Below are 12,777 nucleotides of genomic sequence, written 5' to 3'. Positions count from 1 at the left end.
GGCTTTTGGAGCGTTCCAAAACTATTATTTCTGGCCAATAAACACGATTTTGACTTTCCGCGGAAGGATTGGAAGCATTTCAACAGCGAAATAAATGTCGATAGAGCGACTTTTACTTAGTTTCAATTCTTAGGTTTTAATAAGCCAAAAACAGTTACTATCCGAAACTGGATAGATAAGTAGATAGATCGGTCTGGGAATTTGTGATATCAAGTTTTTTCCGAAGTCTTGTTCGGGCATTCTCGACAGTTTTGGTCGTTTGTCCGGTAATTTGGGAAATCTCCTTCGATGTGAGATTCAACTTCAAAAGAGCACAGAGCCGCTTATCTTTAGGAGTTAGGTCAGGGTGGGTTTTTATAAGGTTTTTATAGAAAGATTCATGAACTTGTTCGAAACGCAGTTCAAATTCGTCCCATAAATTTGTGGAGGTGTCGCGTTGTAATCGTTTGCCTATATAATCAATTGCTTGCTGTATTTCCTTTTTATCCGCTTTTAATTTTATCTCCTTAAGATCCTTTAGAATATCCTCTATTATTTCGGAACGGTGCATCTCGATCATCGCTTTTCCGATTAATTCCTTATTTTTTAATTCCAAATTACTTCTAAGTTCATTTTGTTTGGAAGAGGCCAATTGCTTTTCAAGTTCGGTACGCTTGAATTTGCTCCAAAAACGATAAGCAAATATTCCCAATATGGATAAAAGTGCTATCAATCCTGTAATTAAGGTATAGAAATTTGCCCTACTTTCATTCTCCTCCAGTTCACGGATTTTATCTTTCGTACGGTATTCCTCCTCTAAAATTAATTTCTGGACCTTTATTCGCTTATCCTCAAGATTTAGACTATCTGTTATGACCATAAATTTTTCAAAATTATTTACGGCATTTTCAAAATTCCCATTTTTTTGATATGCCTTATATAATATTTTTACAGCCTGTAATTGTTCCAAACTGTAAGGCGCCACCGTATCTAGTATATCTACAGCATTTCGGGAATAGTAGATAGCTGAATCAAGATTTCTATTTTTTAAGAAAAGCTCTGAAAATTCGCCATAAACCCAAGCCAAGTCTTCCGCAGAATCTTTGGGATCAACCTGCCTTATGGCTTGATGAAAATAATTTTTGGCCGCATCGTAATCCTCCCTTAAAACTGAACTTTTCCCCAAGTTTGTATAGAGTAATGTTTTCAGACCTGGGGCATCAACATCTTTTATCAATTCCAGGGATTTATTAAAATAAAACACTGAAGAATCCAAATCTTTCTCCATCCACGCCAAACCCATATTATTTGAAATGGATGCTAGATTAACAGGATTTTTACGTGTATGCTCGTATCCATAAATCTTATGGAAATATTCTAATGCTTTCTCTTGGTTTTGCGTTTCGGCGTAAGCTATTGCCAAATCATTTTCTAATCTATAACGATCTTTAAGAGGTTTATCCCTGTAGTAAGTAAAAGCTTGAAGTAAGTTTTCAAGCGTAATATCCCAAGCGCCCTTTTCAGCATATATTTCAGCAACGACAATATGAAAGTCGGCAAGTACTTTATCAGATTTTGAATTTTTGGCACTTTTTTCAGCAATCTCGATATAGTGCAGCGCCCGCGTCCAATCATCACCTGATAATTCGGATGCAATAAGCATACTCAAGCGCGCTTTTTCTTGATTGGAGCTAGTTTGTGAGAGACTATCAATTAAACTAGTTACCTGGATCTGGGCATTGAAAAATTGAGTAAAAAAGAATGGGAGGAGCAACCATAATTTCATAGCGTAAACTTAATATAATTCATCCTTAAGATTACCATTTACAAGTTGAATATTTAAATTTTTCTCTTTTTCGATTAGAAAAATTTTAGATTTTATGGTGGGTCTAAAACATTTTTAAAAGGTCTTTAAATAATCGGAGGGAAAATATTTCTTCTTCTGAAAAAAATATGGTTCACACCAAAAAATATTGTACTTTCATCCCTCATATATCTCCTTAGAAACCAACTTATTGAACACTAAATTTCCAAGTATCAAAAGTGGTGCACCAATTGAATTACATCCCCATTTAATAAATAGTCTAACGGTTTAATAAAATGTGCGATGAGAAAAGCAAAGAGCAATTTCCTAAGAAAACTGATGGGTAATCTAAATCAGGAAGTAAGTGATTACAACTCATCGATAAATGGAGCGGAAGTTATCACTTATAGCAGAAGAAAATTTATTGCGGACACAACAAAGGGAGCAATCGGTGCTGGATTAATTTTGAGTTTGCCATCCTTTCTAATTTCCTGTAAAAATGAAAAAGCAGAGCCCACCTCAGAAATTTTGGATATTGCCATCTTGGGAGGCGGAATTTCAGGCTTAAACTGTGCCAATCACCTATTAAATTCAAATCTGAATTTCAAGGTGTATGAGGGAAGCAGAAGATTGGGAGGCCGAATATTAACTCATTATAACGACTCTTTGGGTCTAGGGATTTTTCCCGAATTTGGTGGGGATTTTATTGATTCCACTCATAAGGATATGATCGACCTGGCAAAAGAATTTAAACTTAAATTTATCGATCTGGAGGAGGAGCAGAAAGCGAAAAATTTGATTAAGGACACCTATTATTTTGATAACAGAATTATTCCCGAGGATGAAATAATAACTGAGTTCAATAAAATAGCCAAGAAAATTGCAATTGACAAGAATTCGCTTGGAGAAAACTATGATACGCCGGATGCTGAAATTTTAGACAATATTGCCTTGAGCGATTATATAGCATCTCTTGAGTGCCAGACCTGGCTAAAGGATCTACTTACTGCTGCCTTCACTTCAGAATTTGGTTTGGACTGTTCCGAGCAATCTTCTCTTAACCTCTTGGATATGGTTGATAGCGATACCAGCGCAGGATTCAGACCCTTTGGTGATAGTGATGAGAAATTTCGCATTCAGGGAGGCAATTCTAAAATAATCGAAGGTCTGACTAATAAAATTGGAGATAAAAGACTGGAAAGGAATCACGAAGTTTCAGAAATAAGTGAAGATGATCAAGGAACATATCACATAAAATTTACCAATGACAAAATTGTGTCGGCAAAGAGGATAGTCTGCACCATTCCATTTACAATTTTGAGAAAAATAAAGCTCAACCTGAAAAACATGTCCAATGGAAAGAAAATGTGCATTGAAGAATTGGGTTATGGAATGAATACAAAATTAGTTTTAGGCTATGACGGGGTCCCTTGGTCGGAAAAACCCAATTCTGCTATGGGATATTTATTCCACAAGGATATAGTAAACGGTTGGGATAGCAGCTACAATAAAACTCCCGATAATGACCGCGGAGCTTATGTCGCCTATTTTGGCGGTACTTTCTCCCAAAATCTGGATAAGGAATCATTCAAAAATAAGATGGCTCCTCCCACCCATAGTTGGAAAACAGAACTTCCTGAAAGTAGGATCAGCAGTTTGATTGGAGAACTGGATAAAGCTTTTAAAGGATCCAAAGATCGGTTTTTAGGAAAACATGTGTTCGTAAACTGGATAGATTATCCCTATGCCAAGGGCAGTTATTCCTGTTATAAAAAAGGGCAATGGACCACCATTTCTGGCTTGGAGATGCAGCCAGTAGGAAACTTTTATTTTGCAGGGGAACATTGCAGCGAAGCGTTTCAAGGTTTTATGAATGGCGGGGCTGAAACTGGAAGAAGAGTAGCCGAAGAGCTGCTGCAACTTTCATCTGAAACGAAAGTAGCTTCTACAACAGTTGGTTAAGTAAAAAAGAACCCATTTCTTCTCGGAAGTGGGGAAAATGTGGAAAATAGTAATGGTGATATGGCGACGGGGCTATAAAATTTGCATACCATTTCACAAAATCGTAACATTACATTCCATTTTAAAAACTTCCGATGCAGAGCCAAGATATCAAGCCAAAAGACCCAAAAGATGAGGATGTAGTAGAAAATAAAGAACTCAATATTTGGGAAGCGCTTATTCCTGTTTTTGCATTAATTGGAATGCTTTTCTACAATGTGTTTTTTGCCTTTGGTGATGATGCTCTCAGTGGAAGCAACCAATTTATACTTTTAATGGGAGGTGCCGTTGCAGCTGTAGTAGGAATTCTCAACAAGGTAAGCTTCGATCAAATGCTTGAGGAAGTGGCGCAAAATATAAAATCCACCGCTGGCGCTATTTTAATTCTTCTTATGGTAGGAGCTTTGGCAGGGACTTGGCTAATAAGCGGCGTTATTCCCACAATGATCTATTACGGTCTCCAAATTTTAAATCCAACGATATTTTTAGTTTCTTGCGTCCTAATATGTTCTATAATTTCCGTGGCTACGGGAAGTAGTTGGACCACCTCCGCTACCGTAGGTATAGCTCTTATCGGAATTGCCAATGCCTTGGATGTCTCCTTAGGAATGACCGCAGGAGCAATTCTTTCCGGCGCTTATTTTGGGGATAAAATATCACCTCTGAGTGATACCACAAACCTCGCCCCTGCTATGGCGGGAACAGATTTATTTACCCACATTCGTTATATGCTTTATACTACGGTACCAACTATGACAATCACTCTAATTGTCTTCGTCATTATCGGATTTAATATAGAGACCACCGGAACTGCAGATACCCATCTTATACTGGAAGCCGTTAAGGAATCAATTACCGTAAGTCCGTGGTTATTCCTTGTACCTATTATCGTGATAGTTTTAATCGTAAAAAAAACACCGCCGTTAATAGCCCTTCTAATAGGAACCTTATTGGCAGCAATAGCAGCATTGATTTTCCAACCCAATATTGTTGCGGCTATTGGTGGGGGTTCCTCACTCACATTTGCCAACGGATATAAAGGAATTATGAATGCGATAACCGTCCAGACCAACATTCCCACAGAAAATGAGGCCTTAAAGGATTTGTTTTCCTCTGGTGGGATGACTGGAATGCTGAATACCATCTGGCTCATTCTCTGTGCCATGACTTTCGGAGGCATTATGGATGCCATCGGCGCCCTCTCTGCAATTAGTAAGGCTTTGTTGAAATTGTTCCATACTACTTTTGGATTGTTTGCAAGTACGGTGGTTAGCTGCTTAGCATTAAATGTAACTGCCAGTGATCAATATCTCGCCATCGTAATTCCCGGAAAAATGTATTCACAGGCATTTAAGGATAAGGGATTGGCGCCAGAAAATCTTTCCCGAACTTTGGAAGATAGCGGAACGGTAACTTCAGTACTAGTACCCTGGAATACCTGTGGAGCTTACCATAGCGGCGTACTTGGTGTGGACACACTTCATTATGCGGGCTACGCTATATTTAATTACGTCAGTCCGTTTATGACTCTCTTGTTTGCTGCCTTTTCTATAAAAATTAAGCAATTAACTACTCCATCAAGAGCATAGCAATTATTTATGAATTTCTTCCCACGCTATCGACAACGGCTATAGCTCAATAGAATAATACATTTGTTTTTCCTTCAAATAAGGTACTTAAATCGTATTTTTGTTATAGAAAAATATTAACCTTTAAATCTATATAAACTATGTCATTAGTAGGAAGAAAATTCCCAAACATTACAGTTGATGCGATGAACGAAATGGGAGACACTTTTAAATTAAATGTGCTTGAAGAAGCTCAAAAGAATAAGAAAAAAGTTTTGCTTTTCTGGTACCCAAAAGATTTCACCTATGTATGTCCTACTGAAATTCTTTCCTTTCAGGAGGCGCTTTCAAAATTTGAAGATCGAAATACAATAGTTATCGGAGCTTCTTGTGATACCCCCGAAGTACATTTTGCCTGGTTAAACACTCCAAAAGATAATGGAGGGATTGAAGGAGTGACTTACCCACTTCTCGCAGATACAAACCGAAACCTTTCCAATGCACTGGGAATCTTGGATGTTGAACCTCAATCTTACGATGAAGATCAGGAATATTATCTTTTAGAGGGCAGCAATGTTACCTACCGGGCCACTTATTTAATCGATGAGGATGGGAAGATTTTTCACGAGAGTGTTAACGATATGCCACTTGGTAGAAATGTAAATGAGTATTTAAGACTTGTTGATGCCTACACCCACGTACAAGAAAAAGGTGAGGTTTGTCCAGCCAACTGGGAAGAAGGTAAAGAAGCAATGAAAGCCACACGAGAAGGTGTAGCTAGTTATTTAAGCCATTAAAAAATGATATTGACGGAAGACGGATAGGCATAAGACGTAGGACTACTAACTTCTATCTAGAAAACATTTTCAATTGAAGGTTTGTGGTCTTATGTCCTAAGTCCAAAAGTCCTAAGTCTTGGGTGGGTTTTGAACAAACAAGCACTAATAATAAAAATTATGATGTTAGAATTAAAAGATGATAGCCTGGAACAATTCATCTCCGATGAAAAAGATGTGATAGTTCAATTTGCCGCCGGATGGTGTGGTAACTGCAGACTGATGAAACCTAAATTTAAGAAATTGGCTACGGAAACCGAGGGATTCAAATTTATCCTGGTGGATGCCGAAAAATTTCCTGAAAGTAGAAAAATGGCAAATGTGGACAACTTACCAACTTTTGCCTCTTTTAAGGATGGGAAATTGGTCAACCAGGTTCAGACCAATAAATTCGAACTGTTAAAAGATTTAGTAGATGAAGTTACCAGTAATTAGACATATTCAACGGAACAATTCCACTGCCCAAATTCAGAATTGTATAGAGGTATTGGAGTCTTACTGCGAGTATAATCGCATTACAGATGAAGAAATGGATATCATCGGGGAGCTGATCACCAATCTCTGCGGAGCTGTGGAGGTCCACCAAATGATAGAAGATGGTATGCCGGAGCGCGACGCGGCCAATGCCTTTGTAAAAAAAGTTTTGGGCTCTATTGATAAATAGAAATTATACCACTTATTTTAAAATCCCTTCGCAATCGATGCAAAGGGATTTTTTATTTGGTGCGATTCGTTTTTTATCGCGTTTCAGAAGGTAAGATATGGCTTCATTTCGAATTGATGTTCAATCCTCAATCCTTTCAACAAGCAAGGTTTTCAGAAAAGAACCACTTCTAAATAAATAAAATTTATTGACGTTCTTTAAAAAGTATTAATAGCCAGACCCAAAACGAATTCTTATATTTATAATTCACTTTTAAAAATCAAAAACAATGGCATCGATCAAACTTGGAGGGAATACTATAGAAACTATCGGCACCCTTCCCCAAACCGGAGAACACGCTCCAGATTTCAAATTGGTAGCTCAGGATCTAAGTACAAAATCCTTATCGGATTATCGCGGATCACGGATTGTAATGAATATATTTCCGAGTATAGATACAAACGTATGCGCCACTTCCGTACGCAAATTTAATGAGAAAGCTACCTCCTTAAAAAATACCAAGGTCCTCTGCATTTCTAGAGATCTTCCATTTGCACAAAAGCGTTTTGTCAACGATGAAGACCTTCATAATGTAATTAATCTTTCAGATTTTCGGGATGGATCTTTCGGAAAAAATTATGGGGTTGAAATGACCACAGGCGATCTACGTGGACTTCTTTCACGCGCCGTAGTGGTGTTGGATGAAAATGGAAAAGTAATTCATAGTCAACAAGTATCCGATATTGGTGAAGAGCCCGACTATTTGGCAGCACTAAAAACTTTGCTATAATGTGGGATACATATACGGGAAAGCGCCTGAAAGGCTTCCAGTATGCCATAAAAGGTGCTTTTCTCTTACTCCGCTACGAAGCTAGTATCCAGGTGCAAACCGCGATTGCCATAATCATGACGATTGCCGGATTCTATTTTAATATATCCAATATTGAATGGATGATCCAGATTTTGGCGATAGGATTGGTAATTAGTATTGAAGGACTAAATACTGCCGCTGAAGAAATCGCAGATTTTGTTCACCCCGATTTCCACAACAAGATTGGTTTTATTAAAGACGTGGCCGCGGGAGCAGTATTTTTCGCCGCAGTGTCGGCAGTTATCGTGGGCTGTATTATATATATTCCCAAATTTTAGCAGACTGACTATTAGCGTTTTATCAGCTTATAAATTATAAAACATTTATCAATAAAATGGCTTTCCCAGGTTATTTAGTTATTTGAAAGTTATTTGGAATATTACATTTTGATATTTGTATTTTTGCCGAACAACCAACCCATTTATTAATGGCCAAAAAAAAGAAAAAAACAACCAGTTCACCACGAACAAAGATGAGGTTTTCCCTTTCAAAACAGCAAAAAATTTTGTTGGGCAGCTTCCTATTTTTGTTGGGATTGGCGCTTTTGCTTTCTTTTATCTCATACTTTTTCACTTGGCAAGCGGATCAAAGTGATATTGGGACGCTAGGTGACCGTGAACTGCAGGCCGACAACTGGTTAAACAAATTTGGAGCTCATATCGGTCACTTTTTTATCCATCAAGGATTTGGAGTTGCCTCATTTATCATTGCTTTCCTCGTTGGACTTACAGGAGTTTATTATTTCTTCGATTACGCTAAAAAACAATTGGTAAAATTCTGGTTCTGGGGCTTACTTCTGATGCTTTGGATTTCCATTTTCTTTGGTTTTTTTGATGGCAAAGCTACCATCCTGAGTGGTACCGTCGGTTTTGAAACCAACGATTATATGCAGGATTATATAGGTTTGGTGGGAACCATTTTAATCATGACCTTTATTCTTATTTTCTATTTGGTTGTACGGTTAAAACTTACACCAGATATGGCCATAAACGCGGTCAAAATTTCCAAAAAACAAATAAAGGATGATTTTGGCACAGTAAATAAAAGAATTACGCCCATTGAACAGGAAACAAAACACAAAATATCCACATCGCAATTAATCGCCGAGGAAGATGAGGAAGAAGAAGAAACTGAGGTTGAGTTAGAGCTGTCTAAAAAGGAGAAACCAACTCCTCCTCCACCTGTTGAGAAAATTATTCTGAAGTCCGATGTGGAAAGTGATGTGGAAATGGAAGTGGAACAGGCACCTGAAGAAGAAGAGGTTGAAAGTATTAGTGAAAAATTGGTAAAGGATTTCGGTGAATTCGATCCCCGTCTAGATCTTAGTAATTATCGCTTTCCGAGTATTGAACTATTGCGCGATCACACCTCAGGCAGTGGAATTACCATTGATCAAGAGGAACTAGAGGAAAACAAAAATAGAATTGTCGAGACCCTCAGCAACTATAAAATTGGAATCGCCAGTATAAAAGCCACTGTTGGACCTACGGTTACTTTATATGAAATTGTACCCGATGCTGGAATTAGAATCTCAAAAATCAAAAATCTGGAGGACGATATAGCATTGTCCCTTTCAGCATTGGGAATTCGTATTATTGCTCCCATCCCAGGTCGCGGTACCATAGGAATTGAAGTACCAAATAAAAATCCAAAAACCGTTTCAATGCGGTCGGTAATTGCTTCGTCAAAATTTCAAGGAGCAGAAATGGAACTTCCCATAGCTTTTGGAAAAACCATAAGCAACGAGACCTTTGTGGTGGACCTTGCAAAAATGCCGCACATGCTTATGGCCGGTGCCACAGGACAAGGAAAATCGGTTGGATTAAACGCGGTCCTTACTTCCTTGCTTTATAAAAAGCATCCTGCAGAAGTGAAGTTTATTTTGGTTGACCCGAAAAAAGTAGAGCTTACTTTGTTCAACAAAATTGAACGCCATTATCTGGCAAAACTGCCTGATACGGATGAAGCTATTATTACAGACACCAATAAAGTAATCAATACCTTAAATTCTTTATGTATCGAGATGGACAATCGTTACGACCTTCTTAAGGATGCGATGGTACGAAACATTAAGGAATACAATACCAAATTTAAAAACCGAAAGTTAAATCCTAACGATGGGCATCATTATCTACCGTACATAGTATTGGTTATTGACGAATTCGCCGATCTGATTATGACTGCAGGTAAAGAGGTGGAAACTCCCATTGCCCGTCTTGCCCAACTTGCACGAGCCATCGGTATCCATTTGATTATCGCCACTCAACGTCCATCCGTCAACGTAATTACTGGGATAATAAAGGCAAACTTCCCTGCACGATTGGCTTTTAGGGTAACAAGTAAAATAGATTCCAGGACCATTTTGGACAACAGCGGAGCCGACCAACTTATTGGCCGGGGAGATATGCTCTTTACCCAGGGAAATGAACTTACAAGGTTACAATGTGCCTTCGTGGATACTCCCGAAGTGGCCGATATAACCGATTTTATCGGTTCGCAAAAAGCATATCCCGATGCTTATCTTCTTCCTGAATATGTGGGAGAAGAGGGTGGCACAACTCTTGATAATAACGTGGACGAACGCGATGCTCTGTTCCGCGAAGCCGCAGAGGTCCTGGTTATTGCCCAACAAGGATCTGCATCCTTGCTCCAGCGTAAATTAAAATTGGGCTATAACAGGGCGGGAAGAATAATCGACCAGATGGAAGCTGCAGGAATTGTGGGACCTTTTGAAGGAAGTAAGGCTCGTCAAGTACTTGTTCCCACACTAGATGCTCTGAATCAACTAATAGATAATGAAAATTAATGCAAACTAAAATGAAAAAATACGGTATTCTTTTAATTGCTCTTTTAACAATCACGTTTTCCCAAGCCCAAGATGCAAAAACATTGCTTCGAGAGGTTTCGGAAAAAGTAAAAAGCTACGACAACATTACCATTGACTTTAAATATAATTTAAACAATTCCAAAGAAAATGTAAACCAGGATACACGTGGTGATGTGACCTTAGAAGGTGATAAATATGTTTTGAACATGTTGGGTACAACTCGAATCTTTGACGGAAAAAACATTTATACTATTGTGCCGGAAGATGAAGAGGTTACCATCTCAACTTATAACCCTAAAAACGATAAGGAAATTACTCCGTCAAAAATGTTGACTTTTTATGAAAAAGGATATACTTACAAAATGGACATTGAACAGAATGTAAAAGGGAGAAAAATCCAATTTGTGAAATTGATTCCAATCGATTCAAAAGCAGAAATCAAGGACATTCTTTTAGGAATTGATGTTCAGACAAAACATATATACAAACTGATCCAAACGGACTCGAATGGAACATCGTATACTCTTACCGTAAATTCCTTTAAAACAAACCAACCTCTTTCCAAGACCTTATTTACCTTTGACGAAGCCAAATACAAAAAAGACGGATATTATATTAATAAGTTATAGGACGAACGGTTGAAAATACTGGACAGATATATATTGATTACTTATTTGAAGACGTTCTTTAGCGTCTTCATTATTTTAATGTTCATATTTGTCCTACAGACCATCTGGCTCTATATTTCAGAATTGGCGGGCAAGGATCTAGACGTTTGGATCATTATGAAATTCCTTTGGTATTTCGCTCCCAAAATGATGCCCTTGGTACTTCCGCTCACCATTCTAGTTACCTCACTAATGGTATTCGGAAGTTTTTCCGAAAATTATGAATTTGCCGCAATGAAATCCACAGGTATTTCCTTGCAAAGAGCAATGGGAAGCGTAATGGCCTTTATTCTATTGCTTTCAATCGTTGCATACTTTTTCGCCAATAGCGTTATACCTTATTCCGAATACAAATGGCAAAACCTAAGACGGAATATTCAACAATTCCAACCATCCATGGTTATTGCGGAAGGGCAATTCAGTCAGATAGGTGATATGTTCAATATTAAGGTAGAAAACAAATCGGGCAACAGAGGGCAATTTTTAGAAGATATCGTCATTCACAAAAAAAATGAAAAACGACCAAATGGCAATTTTACGGTTATAATCGCCAACAACGGCGAACTTACCAGTAAAGAGGGCAGCAATACGCTATCCTTGATTTTAAAAGATGGTAATTATTACGAGGATATTCAAACAACTAAGACTGCAGACCAAAAGAAAGAACCTTTTGCTAAAAGTTATTTTGAAGAATACGCCATAAATATTGACCTTACAGCCTTGAACAACAGGGATATTGATAAAGACAATAAGGTTGAAAACCAGAGCATGTACAATATCAGCGAATTACGCTCCGAAATAGATTCTCTTTCAAATAGCTATACATATGATTTACAATCGTATACCAAAAACATGTATTACCGCAGTGGTTTAGAGAAATTTGTCGTCGATGGCGAAGATGATATTAAGGAAAAACCAATAACCACTCCTATTTCGACAAATTCAATACTTGATATTTTTAAACCTGCAGAAAAATTACAAATTGTAAAACTTGCCCTCAATAATACTAAGGGAACCCTTCAGACTGTAGAGGCGAAAAAGGTAGAATTTAAGGCCAAGACCAAGCAATTGAACAAAAATGAAATTGCACTTCACGAAAAATACACTTTTGGGGTGGCTTGTATTATACTCTTTTTTGTAGGAGCACCCTTAGGAGCCATTATCCGAAAAGGTGGAATGGGATTGCCAATGGTAATTGCCATTCTATTATTTTTAACCTACCACTTTATCGGAATTTTCGCCAAAAACAGTGCGGAAGATGGTACCTTGGCTCCCTTCATCGCCGCTTGGCTAAATACTGCGATAATGCTTCCACTTGGTATTTGGCTTACATACAGAGCTACCACCGATCAAGGAATATTTGATTTTGATTCTTTTGTACAGCGCATTGGTAGGCTATTCGGGATTATAATCAAAAAGAAAAAAACGGAAGGAGTCGCACCCGATTCAATAACCTAATAACTTAGGCAAGTTTTCTTTTAATTTTCCCACTAATTTTTATCTATAAAACGACAAAGAAATTTGTTCACCTCTCTTTTCCCCATTTTAAATGCCTTTAGAAACCTGCTCATAATTTTAGT

The 12,777-nt window shown here is 37.8% G+C and carries 11 protein-coding genes; 10 read left to right on the top strand and 1 reads right to left on the bottom strand.

The genetic code is table 11. From position 1 onward, the window contains the following. Positions 1-157: 157 nt before the first annotated feature. A complete protein-coding gene (locus EI546_RS01430) occupies positions 158-1,765 on the bottom strand; it encodes a hypothetical protein (RefSeq protein WP_128248870.1) in 1,608 nt (535 codons plus the stop codon). A gap of 321 nt (positions 1,766-2,086) precedes the next feature. Here EI546_RS01430 and EI546_RS01425 point away from each other — a divergent pair, with 321 nt between their 5' ends. The 10 genes from EI546_RS01425 to EI546_RS01380 all read left to right on the top strand — a co-directional run bounded on the left by EI546_RS01425 (position 2,087) and on the right by EI546_RS01380 (position 12,655). Beyond that, the gene (locus EI546_RS01425) at positions 2,087-3,745 is read left to right on the top strand and encodes a flavin monoamine oxidase family protein (protein ID WP_128248869.1); all 1,659 of its coding nucleotides are present in this window, start codon (positions 2,087-2,089) and stop codon (positions 3,743-3,745) included. Positions 3,746-3,879: 134 nt separating this feature from the next. Continuing rightward, entirely contained in the window at positions 3,880-5,373 is a 1,494-nt protein-coding gene (nhaC, locus tag EI546_RS01420) for a Na+/H+ antiporter NhaC (RefSeq protein ID WP_128248868.1), read from the top strand. 140 nt (positions 5,374-5,513) lie between these two features. Then, the gene (locus EI546_RS01415) at positions 5,514-6,149 is read left to right on the top strand and encodes a peroxiredoxin (RefSeq protein ID WP_128248867.1); all 636 of its coding nucleotides are present in this window, start codon (positions 5,514-5,516) and stop codon (positions 6,147-6,149) included. A gap of 159 nt (positions 6,150-6,308) precedes the next feature. Beyond that, positions 6,309-6,623, top strand: coding sequence for a thioredoxin family protein (locus tag EI546_RS01410; protein WP_128248866.1), 315 nt, complete (start codon positions 6,309-6,311; stop codon positions 6,621-6,623). After that, on the top strand, positions 6,604-6,852 hold the full coding sequence (locus EI546_RS01405; protein ID WP_128248865.1) for a DUF6952 family protein: 249 nt from the start codon (positions 6,604-6,606) through the stop codon (positions 6,850-6,852). The genes EI546_RS01410 and EI546_RS01405 overlap by 20 nt, the downstream gene beginning before the upstream one ends. A gap of 268 nt (positions 6,853-7,120) precedes the next feature. Beyond that, positions 7,121-7,621 (top strand): thiol peroxidase, encoded by a 501-nt coding sequence (gene tpx / locus EI546_RS01400; protein ID WP_128248864.1) that lies wholly within the window; start codon positions 7,121-7,123, stop codon positions 7,619-7,621. Next, a complete protein-coding gene (locus EI546_RS01395; RefSeq protein ID WP_128248863.1) occupies positions 7,621-7,980 on the top strand; it encodes a diacylglycerol kinase in 360 nt (119 codons plus the stop codon). The genes tpx and EI546_RS01395 overlap by 1 nt, the downstream gene beginning before the upstream one ends. Positions 7,981-8,129: 149 nt before the next feature. Beyond that, positions 8,130-10,508, top strand: coding sequence for an FtsK/SpoIIIE family DNA translocase (locus tag EI546_RS01390; RefSeq protein ID WP_128248862.1), 2,379 nt, complete (start codon positions 8,130-8,132; stop codon positions 10,506-10,508). 11 nt (positions 10,509-10,519) lie between these two features. Further along, positions 10,520-11,158, top strand: a complete 639-nt coding sequence (locus tag EI546_RS01385) for a LolA family protein (RefSeq protein ID WP_128248861.1) — start codon at positions 10,520-10,522, stop codon at positions 11,156-11,158. Between the two features lie 9 nt (positions 11,159-11,167). Then, entirely contained in the window at positions 11,168-12,655 is a 1,488-nt protein-coding gene (locus EI546_RS01380; RefSeq protein WP_128248860.1) for an LptF/LptG family permease, read from the top strand. Positions 12,656-12,777: the final 122 nt, after the last annotated feature.

Origin of the sequence: Aequorivita sp. H23M31 (assembly GCF_004022485.1) — a bacterium.
GTDB lineage: Bacteria > Bacteroidota > Bacteroidia > Flavobacteriales > Flavobacteriaceae > Aequorivita > Aequorivita ciconiae.
This window is presented reverse-complemented; position numbering and strand designations above follow the sequence as displayed.